The sequence below is a fragment of the Novosphingobium ginsenosidimutans genome, assembly GCF_007954425.1.
Lineage (GTDB): Bacteria > Pseudomonadota > Alphaproteobacteria > Sphingomonadales > Sphingomonadaceae > Novosphingobium > Novosphingobium ginsenosidimutans.
This window is the reverse complement of record NZ_CP042345.1, coordinates 1026450-1044752: the sequence shown is the minus strand read 5'-3', so window position 1 is coordinate 1044752 and position 18303 is coordinate 1026450. Positions and strand designations below refer to the sequence as shown.

Annotated in this window: 18 protein-coding genes; 16 read left to right on the top strand and 2 right to left on the bottom strand. The window is 67.4% G+C overall.

Annotation, left to right across the window (positions count from 1 at the left end):
• Positions 1 to 11 precede the first annotated feature (11 nt).
• The 16 genes from FRF71_RS05230 (at position 12) to FRF71_RS05155 (ending at position 17048) form a co-directional block, all read left to right on the top strand.
• The gene (locus FRF71_RS05230) at positions 12 to 389 is read left to right on the top strand and encodes a carboxymuconolactone decarboxylase family protein (protein ID WP_147089565.1); all 378 of its coding nucleotides are present in this window, start codon (positions 12 to 14) and stop codon (positions 387 to 389) included.
• Entirely contained in the window at positions 386 to 1210 is an 825-nt protein-coding gene (locus tag FRF71_RS05225) for an SDR family NAD(P)-dependent oxidoreductase (protein WP_147089564.1), read from the top strand. Before FRF71_RS05230 ends, FRF71_RS05225 begins: the two co-directional genes overlap by 4 nt.
• On the top strand, positions 1211 to 2482 hold the full coding sequence (locus FRF71_RS05220) for an MFS transporter (protein ID WP_147089563.1): 1272 nt from the start codon (positions 1211 to 1213) through the stop codon (positions 2480 to 2482).
• 125 nt (positions 2483 to 2607) lie between these two features.
• Complete coding sequence (locus FRF71_RS05215; protein WP_147089562.1) at positions 2608 to 3924, top strand: ABC1 kinase family protein; 1317 nt, start codon at positions 2608 to 2610, stop codon at positions 3922 to 3924.
• Positions 3925 to 3976: 52 nt separating this feature from the next.
• Positions 3977 to 4474 (top strand): (2Fe-2S)-binding protein, encoded by a 498-nt coding sequence (locus FRF71_RS05210; RefSeq protein WP_147089561.1) that lies wholly within the window; start codon positions 3977 to 3979, stop codon positions 4472 to 4474.
• A gap of 5 nt (positions 4475 to 4479) precedes the next feature.
• Complete coding sequence (locus FRF71_RS05205) at positions 4480 to 6717, top strand: xanthine dehydrogenase family protein molybdopterin-binding subunit (protein ID WP_238339438.1); 2238 nt, start codon at positions 4480 to 4482, stop codon at positions 6715 to 6717.
• A gap of 11 nt (positions 6718 to 6728) precedes the next feature.
• Positions 6729 to 7178, top strand: a complete 450-nt coding sequence (locus FRF71_RS05200) for a c-type cytochrome (RefSeq protein ID WP_147089559.1) — start codon at positions 6729 to 6731, stop codon at positions 7176 to 7178.
• A 13-nt stretch (positions 7179 to 7191) separates the two neighbouring features.
• Entirely contained in the window at positions 7192 to 8136 is a 945-nt protein-coding gene (locus tag FRF71_RS05195) for an XdhC family protein (RefSeq protein ID WP_147089558.1), read from the top strand.
• On the top strand, positions 8129 to 8737 hold the full coding sequence (locus FRF71_RS05190; protein WP_161597883.1) for a nucleotidyltransferase family protein: 609 nt from the start codon (positions 8129 to 8131) through the stop codon (positions 8735 to 8737). Before FRF71_RS05195 ends, FRF71_RS05190 begins: the two co-directional genes overlap by 8 nt.
• A gap of 45 nt (positions 8738 to 8782) precedes the next feature.
• Entirely contained in the window at positions 8783 to 10012 is a 1230-nt protein-coding gene (locus FRF71_RS05185; protein ID WP_147089556.1) for an NAD(P)/FAD-dependent oxidoreductase, read from the top strand.
• A gap of 65 nt (positions 10013 to 10077) precedes the next feature.
• The gene (locus tag FRF71_RS05180; protein ID WP_147091534.1) at positions 10078 to 10986 is read left to right on the top strand and encodes an SDR family NAD(P)-dependent oxidoreductase; all 909 of its coding nucleotides are present in this window, start codon (positions 10078 to 10080) and stop codon (positions 10984 to 10986) included.
• Positions 10987 to 10997: 11 nt separating this feature from the next.
• Positions 10998 to 12173 (top strand): acyl-CoA dehydrogenase family protein, encoded by a 1176-nt coding sequence (locus FRF71_RS05175; RefSeq protein ID WP_147089555.1) that lies wholly within the window; start codon positions 10998 to 11000, stop codon positions 12171 to 12173.
• Positions 12174 to 12176: 3 nt separating this feature from the next.
• Positions 12177 to 13409 carry a CoA transferase gene (locus FRF71_RS05170; RefSeq protein WP_147089554.1) on the top strand — a complete coding sequence of 411 codons (1233 nt, stop codon included), beginning with the start codon at positions 12177 to 12179 and terminating at the stop codon, positions 13407 to 13409.
• Positions 13406 to 14620 (top strand): acetyl-CoA C-acetyltransferase, encoded by a 1215-nt coding sequence (locus FRF71_RS05165; protein ID WP_147089553.1) that lies wholly within the window; start codon positions 13406 to 13408, stop codon positions 14618 to 14620. Before FRF71_RS05170 ends, FRF71_RS05165 begins: the two co-directional genes overlap by 4 nt.
• Positions 14617 to 16197: an acyl-CoA dehydrogenase family protein gene (locus FRF71_RS05160; RefSeq protein WP_147089552.1), complete on the top strand. Its 1581-nt coding sequence runs from the start codon at positions 14617 to 14619 to the stop codon at positions 16195 to 16197. The genes FRF71_RS05165 and FRF71_RS05160 overlap by 4 nt, the downstream gene beginning before the upstream one ends.
• Positions 16197 to 17048, top strand: a complete 852-nt coding sequence (locus tag FRF71_RS05155) for an HTD2 family dehydratase (RefSeq protein WP_147089551.1) — start codon at positions 16197 to 16199, stop codon at positions 17046 to 17048. The genes FRF71_RS05160 and FRF71_RS05155 overlap by 1 nt, the downstream gene beginning before the upstream one ends.
• A 130-nt stretch (positions 17049 to 17178) precedes the next feature.
• On the opposite strand, the gene FRF71_RS05150 is transcribed toward FRF71_RS05155, so the two are convergent.
• Together FRF71_RS05150 and FRF71_RS05145 are read right to left on the bottom strand one after the other, a co-directional pair.
• Positions 17179 to 17937, bottom strand: a complete 759-nt coding sequence (locus FRF71_RS05150; protein WP_238339437.1) for a sulfite exporter TauE/SafE family protein — start codon at positions 17935 to 17937, stop codon at positions 17179 to 17181.
• Positions 17938 to 17956: 19 nt separating this feature from the next.
• Positions 17957 to 18295, bottom strand: coding sequence for a hypothetical protein (locus tag FRF71_RS05145; RefSeq protein WP_238339435.1), 339 nt, complete (start codon positions 18293 to 18295; stop codon positions 17957 to 17959).
• Positions 18296 to 18303: the final 8 nt, after the last annotated feature.

Below are 18303 nucleotides of genomic sequence, written 5' to 3'. Positions count from 1 at the left end.
AGATCGATCCAATGAGCAATACTCCGGTCAGCGATGCCGCCCGCGCCAACGGGTTCTGGAACAAGGCCTGGGACGAAGCGGCCGAGCTTGATCCCGAATGGATCGAAAAGTTTCTCGACATGGCCACCCTGCCGGTGCGCAAGGGCGTGCTCGATCCCAAGACCTATGAACTGATCGCGATCGCGGTCGATGCAAGCTGCACCCATATGTATGCCCCCGGCACGCGGCGGCATATCGCCAAGGCGCTCGACGTCGGTGCCACCCCGGAAGAGATCATGGCCGTGCTGGAATGCGTGGCGGTGCTGGGCATCCATTCGGTGGCACTTGGCGTGCCGATGCTGGCCGAAGAGATGAGAGCGCGCGGGATCAGCGCCGCCGTCACTGAATGAGCGGGGTGCAGGACAGGGTTTGCGTTGTAACGGGCGCGGGACGGGGCCTTGGGCGGGCGATCGCGCAGGCCTTGGCTGCGGGCGGCGCCCGCCTTGCGCTGTGCGATATCCGTGCGGATGACCTGGCCGAGACGGCTGCTGCGCTGCGCGCCGGCGGGAGCGAGGTCTTCACTGCGATCTGCGATGTCAGCGACAGCGCTGCGGTCGATCGGTTCTTTGCCGAGGTGGAGCGTGTGCTTGGACCGGCCGAGGTGCTGGTCAACAACGCGGCGGTGGTCCCGGGTGGGCCGGAAGACGAGGCCCGCCGCAATAAGCACTATGAATGGCTTACCACCCCGGTCGAGCGCGGCTCGCTTGGATTCACCAGCGCCATGAGCGATGCAGACTGGCTCAAGTACTGGGGGGTCAATGTCCACGGCGTGTTCTTCTGCACCCGCGCCGCGCTGCGCCAAATGGAGCCGCGCCGCTATGGGCGGATCGTCAACATTGCCTCGATCGCCGGCCTCTCGGCAATGAGTGCGCACAGCCCGCACTATTCGGCCACCAAGGGGGCCGTGATAGCCTTCACCCGTTCGGTCGGGGCTGAGGTTGCCGGAGCCAACGTGTTCGTCAACGCAATCGCGCCGGGCGGCGTTGCGACCGAGATGTTCGACGAATACCTCGCCCGGATCGGCCCGGAAGCCCGCCACCGGCTGTTCCAGATCATCCCCGCTGGACGACTTGGGACGATGGAAGAGTATGCCGGACTTGCGCTCTATCTCGCAGGGGACAATCATTACCTGGCCGGGCAGACAATCAGCCCGAATGGGGGGATGTTTTAGGTGGCCGGTCCGGTCGTAATCGATGATACCCCTGGCCCCGCGCGCGCTTCTGCATTTGGCTGGGCGGTTTTCGCGCTGAGCTTCGGCCTGCTGATGAGCGACCACATGGCGCGGCAGGTGCTCGCGGCAGTCGGCCCGCAGATCAAGACCGAATGGTCACTCAGCGATGCCGAGCTGGCTTCGCTGTCGAGCGTGGTCGCGCTTGCAGTCGGGTTGCTGACCCTGCCCCTGTCCTATCTTGCCGACCGGTTTGGACGGGTGAAGAGCCTGGTTGCCATGGCCATGCTGTGGAGCCTGGCGACACTCGCCGGGGCCTGGGCGCAGGACTATCCGCAGATGCTTGTGGCGCGGCTGCTCGTCGGGGTGGGGGAAGCGGCTTATGGTTCGGTCGGGATCGCAGTAGTCCTGGCGGTCTTTCCGGTGCACATGCGCGCCACCCTGTCGGCCTCGTTCCTGGCCGGATCGATCTTCGGCCAAATGGTCGGGGTGACCCTTGGCGCGCAGATCGCGGCCCTGCATGGCTGGCGCACGGCCTTCGCCGCGATCGGCCTGTTCGGCCTGGTGCTGGCGCTGATCTATCCGCTGGTGGTGCGCGGGGACCGGCTGGGTGCGGCGCCCGCCCGGCCGAAACAGGACTGGGGCGAACTGGCGCGGCTGCTGATCGGGCGGCCGCTGTTGCAGCTGACCTATTTCGCCGGCGGGATCCAGCTGTTCTGCACCGGCACGCTGGCGGTGTTCCTGCCGATCCTGCTGACCCGGCACTATGGCATGGCGCTGGCGACCGCCGGGCGGACCACTGCGGTGTTCCTGCTGATCTGCGCGGTCGGGATGATTGCCTGCGGCATGCTGGTCGACCGGCTGTCGCGCAGCAATCCGACTTCGACCCCGCGCATTTCGGTGCTGTTCTCGTTGTTGTCGGCCGCGCTCTTTGCGGGGGCCTTCCTGTCGCCGCCCGGGGCGGTGCAGCTGGCACTGATCGGCGGGGCACTGCTGGTGGTCGCGGGGATTACCGGGGTGACCGGATCGATGATCGCCAACGCCACCCCGCGGGCGATCCACAGCAGCTCGATGGCAGTGCTCGCGCTGGCCTACAACCTGCTTGGCCTTGCGCCGGGGCCAGTGGTGACCGGCTGGCTTTCGGACAATTACGGCCTGCTGACCGCGCTGAAGTTCCTGCCCGTGCCCTGCCTGCTGAGCGCACTGGCGATGATCTTCGCCGGCCGGCGCTATGCGGCAGAGATGGCGGAGAAGGCGGCCAAGGCGAACCTATAGCGCTGCTGGTCGCTTTGCATTGCAGCCTCCCGTCTCGCCAATTGCGCTGCTGGTAAATCAGCCGGCGTCAAGATGCGACATCGCCCAGTTGGTAACGTCGCACCGCCCGTGCGAAGGAGCGGGCAATGAGCAACGACCGCTATCGCAGGGTCCCCTCGGCGCGCCTTTCGCGCCTGGCTTCGTTTGGCCAGCTGGCAGGCGGGATCGCCGGAGGCATGCTGGCCGAAGGGGCGCGGCGGCTGGCGGCAGGGGAGCGCCCGCAATTGTCCGACATGCTGCTCACCCCCGGCAATGCCCTGCGGCTGACCGAGCAGCTCTCCCGCCTGCGCGGCGCGGCCATGAAGCTGGGGCAGATGATCTCGCTTGATGCCGGGGACCTGCTCCCGGCCGAGCTGACCGCAATCCTCGCTCGGCTGCGCGATTCGGCCCATTACATGCCGCCCTCGCAGCTCAACCAGGTGCTGATCGGCGAATGGGGCAAGGATTGGCGCAAGCGCTTTGCCCGGTTCGAGGCGACGCCGATTGCCGCCGCCTCGATCGGCCAGGTCCACCGCGCGACCCTGCCTGATGGGCGCGTGGTGGCGATCAAGGTGCAGTATCCCGGCGTTGCCGCCAGCATTGATGCCGATGTCGATAATGTCGCGACGCTGCTGCGGCTCTCCACCCTGCTGCCGGACAGCCTCGACATCGCGCCGCTGCTGGCCGAGGCCAAGCAGCAGCTGCGCGAAGAGGCGGACTATGTCCGCGAGGCCGAACAAATGCGCCACTATGGCGCGCTGCTGGCGGGCAATCCGGCCTTTGTCGTCCCGGTCCCGGTGGCCGAGCTATCGGGCGAGCGGGTATTGGCGATGGACTTCATCCCCGGCGCGCCGATCGACACGCTGGAGAGCGCCGATCAGGCCACCCGCGATGCGGCCATGGGCGCCCTGCTAGGGCTGGTGCTGCGCGAGCTGTTCGAGTTCGGCTTCATGCAGACCGATCCCAACTTCGCCAATTATCGCTGGCAGGCCGATACCGGCCGGGTGGTGCTGCTCGACTTTGGCGCGGCGCGCCCGGTGCCTGAAGCGACTACGGCGGCCTATCGCCGGCTGATGCACGCCGGCCTGGCTGAGGACCCGGCGGCGCTGAAGGCCGCGCTGCTGGAGGTCGGCTTCGTCTCACCTGTCACGCTGGAGCGGCACGCCCCGGCGTTCGATGCGATGATCGCGGTGCTGATCCAGCACCTGGGACGGCCGGGGCTGTTCGAATTCGCCGATCGCTCGTTCGTCGCAGAAGTGCGGCGCAGCGTCGAAACGGTCGCGGCGGACCGGGCCGCCTGGCACATCCCGCCGGCCGAAACGCTGTTCGTCCAACGCAAGGTCAGCGGCACGGCGCTGCTGGCGGTGCGGATGGCGGCGCGGCTGCCGCTGCGCGACATGGTGGCCGAAGCGGTTGGCGCTTGAGCGCAAGGGCGCTTCCGGAGTAGCGTGCAGACAAACAAGGGGATCTGGCGGCATGGTGAAGTTCACGATCAACGGGCAGCCCGCGTCGGTAGAGGCCGATCCGGCCATGCCGATCCTGTGGGTGGTGCGCGAACAGCTGGGGTTGACCGGGACCAAATTCGGCTGCGGTGCGGCGCTGTGCGGGGCCTGCACGGTCCACCTTGATGGCCAGCCGGTGCGCTCTTGCTCGACCCCGATTGCCGAGGCCGAAGGCAAGGCGATCACCACGATCGAGGGGATTGCCGGTCCCGAGGGCGAACTGAGCAAGGTCCAGCAGGCCTGGATCAGCGAGCAGGTGCCGCAGTGCGGCTATTGCCAGTCGGGCCAGATCATGGCGGCGACGGCGCTGCTGCGTGACAATCCAAGGCCCAGTGATGAACAGATCGATGCCGCCATGGCCGGCAATATCTGCCGCTGCGGCACCTATGTCCGCATCCGCCGCGCGATCAAGGTGGCGGCCGGGATCGAACCGGCCAAGGGCGCCGCGCAAGCTGCAGAGGTGAAGGCATGAACGACATGGCCAAACCCCCACGCAGCCGGGCTGCCAAGTGGACCCGCCGCGGCTTTATCGGCGCTGGTATCCTCGCTGGCGGCGCGCTGCTGATCGGCGTTGGTGTCCGCCCCGGCAATCCGGTTGGCGAACTCGGTCCCAAGGTTGCGGGCGGCGAGGGCGAGCAGCTGATCAATTCCTGGCTCAAGATCGATGCCGACAATGTTGTCACCGCGATCGTCCCGCACTGCGAGATGGGCCAGGGCGCGCATTCGGTGCTGGCGCAGATGCTGGCGGACGAGCTGGATGCCGACTGGTCGCTGGTCAAGGTGATGCAGGCGCCGACTGATGGCAGCTATGTCGTGACCGACACGATCCGGATGTTCATCGCCGGCGGTACGGTCGGCGCGCCGGACTGGCTCGAGCCGACCTGGAACGGCCTGTTCACCAAGATCGGCCAGCTGGCGGACGGGCTGATCACCGGCGGCAGCTCCTCGATCCGCACTACCGGCCAGCACACCATGCGCATTGCCGGCGCGGCCGCGCGGCAGATGCTGGTCGGCGCGGCGGCCAAGGAATGGGGCGTTCCCGCCAGCGAGATTGTCACTGCGGGCAGTACGCTGAGCCACAAGGCCTCGGGCAAGTCGGCCCCCTATGCCCAGTTCGCCGCCGCTGCGGCCGAGCAGGACATGCCGCAGACCCCGGTGCTGAAGGCGCCCAAGGACTATCGCCTGATGGGGACCGACGCCCCCCGCACCGATATCCCGGCCAAGGTCAACGGCACGGCCGAGTTCGGGATCGATACCAAGATCCCCGGCCAGACCATGACCTATGCCGCCGTGCGCCGCGTGCCGGTGCCGGGCACGCGGGTGGCCAAGATGGATGCCGGCGCGGCCAAGGCCATGCCCGGCGTGCTGCAGATCCTCAACATGGGGGATTTCATCGCGGTTGTTGCCGACAGTTACTGGCAGGCGCAGCAGGCGCTGAACGGGATTACGGCGGAATATACCGCGGCCGAAAGCAAGATCCGCTCAAGCGCCGATCAGTCCGCCGCCTTTGCCGCCGCGCTCGACCAGGCCGGGGATGGCGGCGGCGAGGAAGTGATCGGCAAGGGCAAGGTGGCCGAGGCGATGCAGGTCGCGGCCAAGAAATTGAGCGCCGAATACCAGGCGCCCTACCTGGCCCATGCCCCGCTCGAGCCGATGAATGCGACTGTCTGGGTCCGCGATGGCAAGTGTGAGATCTGGACCGGCACGCAGGTCCCGCTGTTCGCGCGCAGCGCTGCGGCCAAGGCGCTGGGGCTTTCGGCAGACGATGTGACCGTCCACCACCCGATCATGGGCGGCGGCTTCGGGCGGCGGCTGGAGACCGATTACGTGATCCAGGCGGTGCGGATTGCCCAGGCCACCGGCTATCCGGTCAAGATGATCTGGTCGCGTGAGGAGGACACCCAGAAGGGCCTGTTCCGCCCCGCCGACATGAGCCGCTTCACCGGCGGTCTTGATGCCAAGGGGCGGCTGGTTGCCTACAACAATGTCTTCACCCAGCGGCACGATCCGCAGGAAGCCTGTGACTGTGCGTTCTATGAAATTCCGCACAAGTCGATCCGCGTTGCTGAGGCGCCGCTGCACCTGCCCTTCGCGGCCTTCCGCTCGGTCGATCACAGCCAGCAGGCCTTCTTCATCGAAAGCTTTATCGACGAGGCGGCCCATGCCGCCGGGCACGATCCGGTCGAATTCCGGCTGGGCATGCTGGGCAATTCGCCGCGTCACAAGGCGGTGCTCGAAAAGGTCACTGCGATGGCGAACTGGAGCAGCAAGCCAGCCGCAGGGCGAGGCCGCGGCGTGGCGCTGACCGAATCCTTCGGCAGCATCGTTGCCGAAGTGGTCGAGGTTGACATGACGGGCGGCAAGCCGCGCGTCACCAACGTCTGGTGCGCCGCCGATCCCGGCTATGCGATGAACCCCGATGGCTTCCGCAACCAGATGGAAGGCGGGATCGTGTTCGGCCTGACCGCCGCGCTCTATGGCGAGATTTCGCTGAAGGACGGCGCGGTTGAGCAGGGCAACTTCAACGATTACCAGCTGATGCGGATCAACGAATGCCCGGTCATCGCGGTCGAGATCATCAACGGCAACCATGAGAAGCTGGGTGGTGCGGGCGAACCGGGCCTGCCGCCGGCGGCGCCGGCGCTGGCCAATGCGATATTCGCCGCCAGCGGCAAGCGCATCCGCGTGCTGCCGATCGCCAAGCAGTTCGCCTGAGGGGAAGAGTGATGCACCGTTCAGTCCTGCTGGCATGCGCCACGCTCGCTCTTGCCGCCTGCGGTTCCAAGGCCGAAGATCCGGTTGAACAGATCGTGGTCCGCAAGCCTGGCGAAACGGCCGATGCTGCCGCGGCTCCGGCCGTTGCGGGTGACCTGCTCGCCAAGGGCAAGGCCGCCTTTGCCGCCTGTTCATCATGCCATGCCGTTGAAGCTGGCGCGGCGGCGGGGATCGGCCCCAACCTCAACGGCGTGGTCGGTCGCAAGGCCGGGTCGCTGGCCGGGTTCGCCTATTCAGAGGCCATGGCCAAGTCGGGGATTACCTGGAGCGAGGATGAGCTCAATGCCTTCCTCGCCAACCCCGCGGGCAAGGTGCCTGGCACGGCGATGGCCGCTGGCAAAGTTGCCGATGCCGAACGCCGCGCCGCCGTGGTTGCCTATCTCGCCAGCCTGAAGAACTGAGCGCCCGCCACCAATGGACCAACGCAGGATCTTCCGGTTCCTGATCGAGCAGAGCGCGGCCGGGCAGGCCTGCGTGCTGGTCACGGTCCTCGCGGTCGAAGGCAGCGCGATGCGCAATCCCGGCACGCATATGGCGGTGGCGGCGGACGGCAGCTTCGTCGGCTCGCTCTCCGGCGGCTGTATCGAAAACGCCGTGGTGGCCGAGGCGCTGGCGGCGCTCAAGGCCGGCGCGGCGCGGACCGTCCGGTTCGGTGCGGGCTCGCCGTATCTCGACATTCGCCTGCCCTGCGGCGGTGGGCTCGATATCCACTTTCAGCCGCTGGCTGATGCCGCGCTGGCCGCTGAGTGCCTGGCCGCCAGCGAAGCGCGGCAGCCCTTCACGCTCGCGATTGCGCCAGGCGGGGTGGCGTTTCGCGCCGGCTGGGATCCGGCGCCCTTCGATCCGGTAGCGGGCACGGCCCGCTTCGGTCATTGGCCGGCGCTGCGGCTAGTCCTGATCGGCCATGGCGAGGGACCCTGCGCGCTGGCGCACCTGGCGCTGGCCATGGGGCTTGAAGTCGAGGCGCTCACGCCTGACGAGCGCGCCCTGGCCCGCCTGGCCGAGCTGGCCGTTCCGGCGGCCCGGCTGGAGCGAACCACCGACACCGGCCTGCTCCGCAGCGATCCGTGGACTGCGATCGCCTTCCTGTTCCACGATCACGATTGGGAACTGGCGCTGCTGCAACGCGCGCTGGAATTGCCGCACTGCTACCTTGGCGCAATGGGTGGGCGGCGGGCTCATGCCGCGCGGCTGGCGGCGCTGGAAGCCGCGGGCATTGCCCCGGACCGGCTGGCAAGGATCCACGCCCCGATCGGCCTGTTCCATTCCTCGCGCGATCCGGAAACGCTGGCGCTTTCCACCCTGGCGGAGATTGTCCGGGCCTATCAGGCGGCCGATTTCGAGGCCATGCTTGGCTGAGCCGCGCCTCGCCGTGGCGGTGCTCGCCGCCGGCCAGTCGCGCCGCTTTGGCCCGCAGGACAAGCTGGCCGCACCCTTCGGCGAAGCCCTGCTTGGCGAGCAGGCTGCACGAACGCTGGGTGGCCTGGCTTTCGCGCACCGCTGGGTGATTGCCGCGCGCGGGGACCATCCTTGTGCGCCGGGCTGGGCAGCGGCAGGTTTTGACATCGCGGTCAATGACCGGGCGGCCAGCGGAATGGGCTCATCGCTCGCGCTCGCTGCGCAGCTGGCGCAGGCTGCCGGGGCCGATGCCTTGCTGGTCGCCTTGGCCGACATGCCGCTCGTCCCTGCCGGCCATTTCGCGGCGCTGCTGGCCCGCGCTGTCGCGCTTGGCCCGGGTGCGATCGTCGCGTCCGAAGCGGATGGCCAGCGTTCACCGCCGGCGGTGTTCGGATCGAGCCACTTGCCCGCACTCGCTAAGGCCGCCGGTGATCAGGGCGCACGCGCCTTGCTCGGCCGGGCGGAGCCGCTTGTCTGCGCCGCCGACTGGCTGGCCGATGTGGACGATCCCGCTGCCCTGGCGCGAGTCCGCGCGCTTGTGACCCGGGGGGAATCTTGTTAGCGGCCATGGCGAGGACCGGGCAAGATTCAGTCGGGCGAGGATACGATGCAGCACTATGATGTCGTGATTGTCGGGGGCGGACATGGCGGGGCCCAGGCCGCGATCGCGCTGCGCACCCAGGGCTTCGCCGGGTCGATTGCAATCGTCGGGCGCGAGGACGAACCGCCCTACGAACGCCCGCCGCTGTCGAAGGAATACCTTGCCCAGGAAAAGCCGTTCGAGCGGCTCTATCTGCGTCCGCGCGAGTACTGGACTGATAAGCAGGTTGAGCTGCTGCTGGGGCGCGAAGTCACCGCGGTTGATCCCGCCGCCCGCCAGCTGACCTGCGCCGACGGCTCCGCGCTGACCTATGGCGAGCTGATCTGGGCCACCGGCGGCGATCCCCGCCAGCTGTCCTGCCCGGGCAGCGACCTGGCCGGTATCCATTATGTCCGCACCCGCGCCGATGTCGATGCGCTGATGGCCGAGCTGCCGCAGGTGACCCGCGCCGTGGTGATCGGCGGCGGCTATATCGGGCTGGAAGCGGCGGCGGTGCTGTCCAAGCTGGGCAAGCAGGTCACCCTGCTCGAGGCCCTGCCGCGCGTCCTGGCCCGCGTTGCGGGTGAGGACCTCTCCCGCTTCTACGAGGCCGAGCACCGCGCCCACGGCGTCGATCTGCGCACCGGGATGGCGGTTGAAGGGATCGAGGGCGAAGGCCGCGTTTCGGGCGTGAAGCTGGCCGATGGCACGGTGATCGCGGCGGACGTGGTGATCGTTGGCATCGGCATTATCCCCTCGATCGGCGTGCTGGTCGCGGCCGGGGCCGCGGGCGGCAACGGGGTCGACGTCGACGAACAGTGCCGCACCAACCTGCCGCACGTCTTCGCGATCGGAGACTGTGCTGCCCACGCCAACGGCTTTGCCGATGGTGCGGTGATCCGGCTCGAGTCGGTCCAGAACGCCAATGACATGGCGACCGTGGTGGCCAAGGTCATCACCGGCCAGGAGGCGAACTATGGCGCAACGCCGTGGTTCTGGTCGAACCAGTATGATCTCAAGCTCCAGACCGTTGGCCTCTCGACCGGGCACGATGCCACCGTGCTGCGCGGCGATCCGGCCGCGCGCAGCTTCAGCGTAATCTACCTGAAAGGCGGCAAGGTCATCGCGCTCGACAGCGTCAATTGCGCCAAGGACTATGCCCAGGGCCGCAAGCTGGTTGAACAGCGCGTCGCGGCCGATCCCGCGGCGCTGGCTGACCCGGCAATACCGCTCAAGGACCTCATTCCTGCCAGTTGATTTTCGCCGCCGTCCTCGTAGGGGATTAACCGAACGATTAAGAACGCGGAGTCGGCGAGATGGGAATGCTTGAAGGCAAGGTTGTCGCAGTCACCGGTGCCGGGCGCGGCGTGGGGCGCGAGATCGCGCTGCTCTGCGCCAAGCATGGCGCGGCCGTGGTGGTCAACGACCCCGGCGTCGGCGGCGGCGGTGAGGGCGGGGATGAAGGCCCGGCCCAGGAAACCGTCAACGACATCGTGGCGGCGGGCGGCAAGGCCTGGGCCAACCTCGCTTTCGTGAACGATCCGGCCGGCGCCACCTCGATCATCGAGGATGCGGTCCAGCGGTTCGGGCGGATCGATGCCGTGGTCAACAACGCCGGGATCCTGCGCGACACGATCTGGCACAAGATGAGCCATGAGGACTGGCGCGCGGTGATCGACGTGCACCTCAACGGCACCTTCAACGTTTCCAAGGCGGCGACCCCCTATTTCCGCGAGCAGCAGTCCGGCAGCTTCATCCACTTCACCTCCACCTCGGGCCTGATCGGCAATGTGGGCCAGGCTAACTATTCGGCGGCCAAGCTGGGGATCGTCGGCCTGTCGCAGTCGATCGCGCTCGACATGGCCCGCGCCGGGGTGCGCTCCAACTGCATCGCACCCTTCGCCTGGAGCCGGATGACCGCCTCGATCCCAGCCGAAACGCCCGAGCAGAAGCAGCGGGTCGAACGATTGAAGACGATGAGCGCGGACAAGATCGCGCCGCTGGTGGTCTATCTTGCCTCGGATGCCAGCCAGGAGGTCACCAACCAGATCTTCTCGGTCCGCAAGAACGAGATCGTGCTCTACAACAAACCGCGCCCGATCCGCTCGATGACCAAGCTGGAAGGCTGGACGCCGGAGTCGATCGCTGACGAGCTGATCCCGGCCTTCAAGCCCAGCTTCGCCCGCGCCGACGAAGTTTCGGCCCACGTCTTCCCCTACGATCCTATCTGAGGAACAGCGCCATGAACCCCGGCATGGACCCCGAAATCTTCGACCAGTTCATCGAGCAGCTGCGCCGCTATGTCCGCGAACGGCTGATCCCGGCGGAAGAGGACGTGATCGCGCAGGATCGCATCCCCGACGATATCCTGGCCGAGATGCGCGAAATGGGCCTGTTCGGGATCACCATCCCCGAAGAGTTCGGCGGCGCCGGCATGAACATCAGCCAGTATATCGAGACGGTGAAGCAGCTGAGCTACGCCTCGCCCGCCTACCGCTCGACCATCTCGATCAACATCGGGATGACCGGCAGCGCGATCAAGAATTTCGGCACGCCCGAACAGAAGGCCGAATGGTTGCCCCGGATCGCCAGCGGTGAGATTGCCTGCTTCGGCCTGACCGAACCGGGCTCGGGCTCGGACAGCGCGGCGATGCAGACCAGCGCCGTGCGCGATGGCAACGGCTACAAGCTCAACGGCACAAAGCGCTACATCACCAACAGCCCTTCGGCGAAGATCGGCCTGATCATGGCCCGCACCTCGAAGGAAGCGCTGCCCAAGAACGCCCACGTTTCCTGCTTCATCGTCGACATGACAACGCCGGGGATCACCATCGGCAAGCCCGACAAGAAGATGGGCCAGTCGGGCGCGCATATTGCTGACGTGATCATGGAAGACGTCCATATCCCCGGCTCGGCGCTGGTCGGCGGCGAGGAAGGCCGCGGCTTCCAGATTGCGATGCAGAGCCTCGACAATGGCCGGCTGTCAGTCGCCGGTATGAGCGTCGGCATGGGCCGCCGCGCGCTCGATACCGCGATCCGCTATGCGACCGAACGCAAGGCCTTTGGCGAGCCGATTGCCAACTTCCAGCTGATCCAGGCCATGTTGGCCGATAGTGAGGCCGAGCTCTACGCCGCCGAATGCATGATCGCCGATGCCTGCGCGCGGGCCGACCGGGGTGAGAACATCCAGCGCAAGGCTGCGGCCGCGAAGCTGTTCGCCTCGGAAACCTGCGGCCGGGTCGCCGATCGCTGCGTCCAGGTCTATGGCGGTGCCGGTTACCTCGCCGAATATCCGGCCGAGCGGTTCTTCCGCGATGCCCGCATCCTGCGCATCTACGAAGGCACCAGCCAGATCATGCAGCTCCAGATCGCCAAGCACCTGCTGCGCGAATTCGCCAGCGAAGGGACCGTCTGGTAAGCCATGTATCAGCTGCTTTCCGGGCTCTCGATCATCGAGACATCCTCGTTCGTCGCCTCGCCAACTGCCGGCCTCTACTGCGCGCAGTTCGGAGCCGAGGTGATCCGGGTCGATCACAAGGCGGGCGGGCTCGACTATGATCGCTATCTGCTGACCCGCGAGGGCCGCTCGCTCTCGTGGGAGAACCTCAACCGCGCCAAGAAATCGGTCGCGCTCGATCTGCAAAGTGCCGAGGGGCGCGAGCTGCTGGTCGAACTGGTCCGCAAGACCGGGCAGATGATCACCAACCTGCCGGTGAACAGCTTTCTGGCCCACGACAAGATCGCCGCCGAACGGCCCGATCTGGTTTCGGTGCGGATCATGGGCTGGCACGACGGGCGCCAGGCGATGGACTTCACCGTCAATGCCGCCTCGGGCTATCCGCTGATGACCGGGCCGGAAGAATGGGACCCGGCCACCGCGCCGCCGGTCAACCAGATCCTGCCAGCGTGGGATTTCATCACCGGCGCCTATTGCGCCTTCGCCATGCTGGCCGGACTGCGCCACCGCGACGCCACTGGCCAAGGCAGCGAGCTGCGCGTGCCGCTGGGCGATGTCGCGATCGGCACGGCCTTTAACGCGGGCGCGGCGGCGGAAATGCTCTATCGCGGTGCCGACCGCGAGCGGATCGGCAACGCCATCTGGGGCGCGTTCGGGCGCGATTTCCTCAGCCGCGATGGCAAGCGCTTCATGGTCGCAGCGCTGACCGCGAAGCAGTGGAATGCGCTGCTCGATGCCTTTGAGGTGCGCGGCGAAGTGGCGGCGCTCGAAACGCGGTTAGGAGTGGACCTGTCCGCCGGCGATCACGAACGCTTCCAGAACCGCCACGCCCTGTTCGATCTGTTTCAGGCGGCGGCGGCGCGGTTCGACTATGCCGACCTTGCCGCGCGGATGACCAAGGCCGGGGCGACTTTCGAGCGCTATCGCACCATGCACGAGATGACGACTGACCCCGAGCTTGTCACCAGCAATCCTTTGTTCGGGCCATCCCCCGCCAACCCAAGCGGTTTTGAATATCCCGCCACCCGCAGCTTCGCCAATATCCCTGACCGCGAGGTTGGCGATCCGCAAGCGGCGCCGTACCTCGGGGAGCACAGCGAGGAAGTGCTGGCCGAGCGGCTCGGGCTTTCCTCGGGCCAGATCGCCACGCTGATCGATCGCGGCGTGGTTGCCACTTCAGACAAGGACAGGACATGACCCAACTGCGCCGCGCCGCCATCGTCGCCCCGATCCGCACCGCCGTCGGCAAGTTCGGCGGCAGCCTTGCCCCGCTTACCGCCGGGCAACTGGGCGCGACGATCCTGAAAGCGCTGATGGAGCGCACCAAGATCGATCCCACGCGGGTCGACGATGTGATCTTCGCCCAGGGGTACGGCAACGGCGAAGCGCCCTGCATCTCGCACTGGTCGTGGCTGCTCGCCGGCTTGCCCGAGGAAGTGCCGGGCTATCAGCTTGACCGCCGCTGCGGCTCGGGCCTGCAGGCGATCGTCAATGCGGCGATGATGGTCCAGACCGGGGTGTCGGACGTGGTCGTGGCGGGCGGCTGCGAATCCATGTCCAACGTCGAGCATTACAGCACCGACATCCGCAAGGGCGTGCGCGCCGGTAACCTGACGCTGCATGACCGGCTGACGCGCGGCCGGGTGATGAGCCAGCCGATCGAACGCTACGGCGTGATCAGCGGGATGATCGAGACGGCCGAGAACCTGGCCAAGGACTGGAACATCAGCCGAGAGGCCTGCGATGCCTATGCCGCCCGCAGCCACCAGCGTGCCGCCGCCGCCTGGGCGAACGGGCTGTTCGCCGATGAGCTGGTCTCGGTTGAGATCCCGCAGAAGAAGGGCGATCCGGTGGTCTTCGCGCATGACGAAGGCTACCGCGCCGATGCTTCGCTGGAGACGCTGGGCAAACTGAAGCCGATCGAGGGCGGCGTGGTGACGGCGGGCAATGCCAGCCAGCAGAACGATGCCGCAGCGGCCTGTCTGGTCGTGGCCGAGGACAAGCTGGAGGAACTGGGCCTCGAGCCGATTGCCTACTTCCACTCCTGGGCGGCGGCAGGCTGCGATCCGGCGCGGATGGGCTTCGGCCCGGTCCCGGCGACCGAGCGGCTGTTCGCCAAGAACGGCCTGTCATGGAACGACATCGGCCTGATCGAGCTCAACGAAGCCTTCGCCCCGCAGGTCCTGGCCTGCCTCAAGGGCTGGGGCTGGGCGGACGATGACAGCCGGCACGACATGCTCAACGTCAACGGCTCGGGCATTTCGCTCGGCCATCCGATTGGTGCCACCGGCGGCCGCATCCTCGCCAACCTGACCCGCGAGATGCAGCGCCGCGACGTGAAGTACGGCCTCGAAACCATGTGCATCGGCGGCGGGCAGGGCATCGCGGCGGTGTTCGAGAAGGCATGAGCGTCGACCTCGGCAAGGTGCTTGGCGCGGCGCGCGGTTATCGCGACCTCGCCCGGGCGGCGCTTGCGGATATTCCCGCCACCAACCAGCGCGCCCATCACGGCTTTGCCTGGATCGCAACCTCGGTAGCCGCGCTGGAAGCCGTTGCTGACTGGCTGGCGGCAAATGGCGGCGGGACCGAACTCGACCGCCAGGTGGCCCTGCTCGGCTTTGCCGAGACGCTGGCGCAACTCACCGGCGGCCTGCCGATGGGGCAGAACGAGCTGCTGCGCCCCGGCGACCTGGGCCTCGCCGGCGAAGCGCGCGACCTGGCGCTCGCCTGCGCCGACCTGATCGATGCCGACCATGCCGCAACCCGCACTGCCGTTGCCGCTGCGCTGGCGGCGGGACAGTGGCCAAGCGAGGGTCTGCCCGAAGCCGATCTCGACACGATCCGCGACCAGTTCCGCCGCTTCACCGAGGCCGAGATCCTGCCCAATGCCCACAAGTGGCACCTGGCGAATGACCTGATCCCCGATGCCACGGTCCAGGCCATGGCCGACCTTGGCACCTTCGGCGCGACGATCCCGGCCGAGTTCGGCGGGCTCGGCCTGAGCAAGCTGGTGATGTGCGTGATCACCGAGGAGCTGTCACGCGGCTGGATCGGGGCCGGTTCGCTCGGCACCCGCAGCGAGATCGCGGGTGAGCTGGTCGCCATGGGCGGCACGCCCGAACAGCAGCAGCACTGGCTGCCGAAAATCGCCAGCGGTGAGATCCTGCCGACCGCCGTCTTTACCGAACCCGATACCGGTTCCGACCTCGGCTCGCTTCAGACAAGGGCACGGCTGGTCGAAGGCGAATGGGTAATCGACGGGGCCAAGACCTGGATCACCCACGCCAGCCGGTCTGACCTGATGACCCTGCTGTGCCGGACCCGCCCTGACACCCAGGGCTATGCCGGCCTGTCGATGCTGCTGGTGCCCAAGCCGCGCGGGACCGATGCCGATCCCTTCCAGGCCGCGGGGATGAGCGGCAGCGAGATCGAGGTGCTGGGTTATCGCGGTATGCGCGAATATGCGCTGCAGTTCGATGGCCTGAAGGCGCCCGGCGATGCCCTGCTCGGCGGCGAGGAAGGGCAGGGCTTCAAGCAGCTGATGCGCACCTTCGAGGCCGCGCGAATCCAGACTGCCGCCCGCGCCGTGGGCGTGGCCAAGCGGGCACTGGAGCTGGGGCTGAGTTACGCCCTGTCGCGCAAGCAGTTCGGCAAGGCGCTGCTCCACTTCCCGCGCGTGGCTGACAAGCTGGCGATGAGCCTCACGGATTTCGTCCTCTCGCGCGAGCTGACCTATGCCGCCGCGCGGGCCAAGGACACTGGCAAGCGCTGCGATATCGAGGCCGGCATGGCCAAGCTGCTGGCCGCGCGCGCCGCCTGGGCCAATGCCGATGCCAGCCTGCAGATTCACGGCGGCAACGGCTATGCGCTGGAGTACGAGATCAGCCGGGTGCTGTGCGATGCCCGCATCCTCAACATCTTTGAAGGCGCAGCCGAGATCCAGGCGCAGGTGATCGCGCGCGGGCTGCTGGAGGGACGCAACTGATGAGCGAATGGCAAGCGTGGATTGGCCGCGAAGAGCAGCGCAGCGACCATGCCGACCCGGGCCTGTTCACCCGCTGGTGCGCGACGCTGGACCGCGCTGCCCCGGCTGATGGGCTGGTGCCGCAGGGGTTCCACTGGTGCCTCTGCACCCCCGATGCCGCGACCGCGCAACTGGGCCCGGACGGCCATCCGCGCCGCGACGATAGCCCCGACAGCTTCCTGCCGCCGGTCCCGCTGCCGCGCCGGATGTGGGCTTCCAGCAAGGTCGAATTCCTTGCCCCGCTCAAGGTCGGCGAAGCGGTGACGCGGACCTCGCGGGTTGCTTCGGTCACCGAGAAATCGGGCGGCAGCGGCAAGCTGGTCTTCGTCGACGTGGCGCATGAAACGCATGGACCAGCCGGGTTAGCCGTGCGCGAGGTCCAGTCGCTGGTCTACCGCGAACCGGCTGCCCCCGGCACCCCGCCCGCCCCGCCGCCGCTGGGCGAGGGGCGCTTCGATCCCACCGGCTGGGACCAGCACCGCGTGATCGAACCCGGCGCGCCGCTGCTGTTCCGCTTTTCGGCGCTGACCTTCAACAGCCACCGCATTCACTACGATGCGCCTTATGCGGTGGGCGAAGAGGGCTATCGCGGGCTGGTGGTGCATGGTCCGCTGACCGCGACGCTGCTGCTTGACCTGGCGCAGCGGACACTGGGCGACAATGCGCTCAAGTCCTTTGCCTTCCGCGGCATGAGCCCGGCGGTGGCGGATGAGCCGCTCCACCTGGTGATGCGCGGATCGGGCGAGGCGATCGAGCTGGGGACCTTTGCCGCCGATGGCCGCCAGGTCATGTCGGCCAGCGCCAGCGCTTAAACTTTTGGAAAGCGCGCGGGCGGATAATGCCGCCCATGGCCAAAGCCTTTGCCTTTGCTGCTGCCCACTCGCGCGATCTGCTGCGCGGCACGGTGGTATGCGGCTGCGCGCTGGCGCTGATCCTCGCCGGTTAGGCGTGGAGTAGCCGCCACAGCGCGGCGATTGCCGTTGCCCCCAGCACGACGCCAACAAACAGCCGCCAGGCCGTATCGCTGACCTTGCCGAAGGCCTTGTTGCCCAGCGTGTTGCCGATCAACACACCGGGGAACAGCAAGGCCGCCAGCAGCAGCTCGCGCCAGGTCGCTACCCGCAGCGCCACGGCCGAGCCCACGCCCGCGACCGAAGTGGCGAGGAAGATCGTCATCATCGAGGCCCGCGCCAGCTGCGGCGCAAGTTGCCGGCGCAGGTAGAACGGTACCACTGGCACCCCTGGCATCCCGGCAAAACCGGTCAGCACGCCGCAGGCCACGCCGGTTCCGCCCAGTTCGATGCCGGACGGCTGGTGCCCATCCGGCCGCTTGGGCAGCAGCACCATGACGAATGCGCCAAGTGCAACGACGGCGATGATCAGCCGCGCCAGCGCCGGATCGGTGATCGAGAGCAGCCAGACCCCCAACGGCGTTGCCAGCATCGCCAGGCCGCCAATCACGAAGGCCGAGCGTTCGCTTGCCCCCAGCATGGCCTTCAGGCCGACCAGGCCGATGAAGATGCCCAGCCAATTGGCGGTGACCACGGCCTCGGCCGGCGGAATGGCGAGACCCAGCACCGGCACCAGCAGGATCGCCATACCGAATCCGGCCAGGCCGCGCACAAAGGCTGCCGCCAGGGCAGCAACCACAGCGATTGCGATCTGTCCGGGGGTAAGCCCTGCGACCTGGTCTAACTGCACCTGCTTCCCCTCAGTCCGGCTAGCTCTTGGCCTGAAATATTGTCGCCACCGTCGCCGCATGGACGGCGGCGATGGCCAGGTTGCTCAGCACCACCGGATTGGCGATTGTGCCAACTGTGAACGGCGTGGTCACCTTGTAAACGATCTGCACGATCAGCAGCGCCGCCACCATCGCCGGTACCGGCTTGAACAGCAGGCCGACTGAAACGACCAGGATTGCGAGATAGATCGATAGCAGGATACCCCGCGCCGGACTGGCCGGTCCATAAGCGGCCAAGGTCCAGCCTGCCCCGGTCAGCAGACTGCCGCAGACTGGGACCAGAACCAGGATATTGAGCGCGAGGGACAGCTTGATCATCAGGTTCA

Coding starts and splice junctions, on each gene's coding strand:
- FRF71_RS05165 (WP_147089553.1), top strand. CDS start 13,406: ATGACCCAACTGCGCCGCGCCGCCATCGTCGCCCCGATCCGCACCGCC.
- FRF71_RS05160 (WP_147089552.1), top strand. CDS start 14,617: ATGAGCGTCGACCTCGGCAAGGTGCTTGGCGCGGCGCGCGGTTATCGC.
- FRF71_RS05215 (WP_147089562.1), top strand. CDS start 2,608: ATGAGCAACGACCGCTATCGCAGGGTCCCCTCGGCGCGCCTTTCGCGC.
- FRF71_RS05210 (WP_147089561.1), top strand. CDS start 3,977: ATGGTGAAGTTCACGATCAACGGGCAGCCCGCGTCGGTAGAGGCCGAT.
- FRF71_RS05225 (WP_147089564.1), top strand. CDS start 386: ATGAGCGGGGTGCAGGACAGGGTTTGCGTTGTAACGGGCGCGGGACGG.
- FRF71_RS05200 (WP_147089559.1), top strand. CDS start 6,729: ATGCACCGTTCAGTCCTGCTGGCATGCGCCACGCTCGCTCTTGCCGCC.
- FRF71_RS05195 (WP_147089558.1), top strand. CDS start 7,192: ATGGACCAACGCAGGATCTTCCGGTTCCTGATCGAGCAGAGCGCGGCC.
- FRF71_RS05155 (WP_147089551.1), top strand. CDS start 16,197: ATGAGCGAATGGCAAGCGTGGATTGGCCGCGAAGAGCAGCGCAGCGAC.
- FRF71_RS05185 (WP_147089556.1), top strand. CDS start 8,783: ATGCAGCACTATGATGTCGTGATTGTCGGGGGCGGACATGGCGGGGCC.
- FRF71_RS05230 (WP_147089565.1), top strand. CDS start 12: ATGAGCAATACTCCGGTCAGCGATGCCGCCCGCGCCAACGGGTTCTGG.
- FRF71_RS05175 (WP_147089555.1), top strand. CDS start 10,998: ATGAACCCCGGCATGGACCCCGAAATCTTCGACCAGTTCATCGAGCAG.
- FRF71_RS05145 (WP_238339435.1), bottom strand. CDS start 18,295: ATGATCAAGCTGTCCCTCGCGCTCAATATCCTGGTTCTGGTCCCAGTC.
- FRF71_RS05180 (WP_147091534.1), top strand. CDS start 10,078: ATGCTTGAAGGCAAGGTTGTCGCAGTCACCGGTGCCGGGCGCGGCGTG.
- FRF71_RS05205 (WP_238339438.1), top strand. CDS start 4,480: ATGGCCAAACCCCCACGCAGCCGGGCTGCCAAGTGGACCCGCCGCGGC.
- FRF71_RS05170 (WP_147089554.1), top strand. CDS start 12,177: ATGTATCAGCTGCTTTCCGGGCTCTCGATCATCGAGACATCCTCGTTC.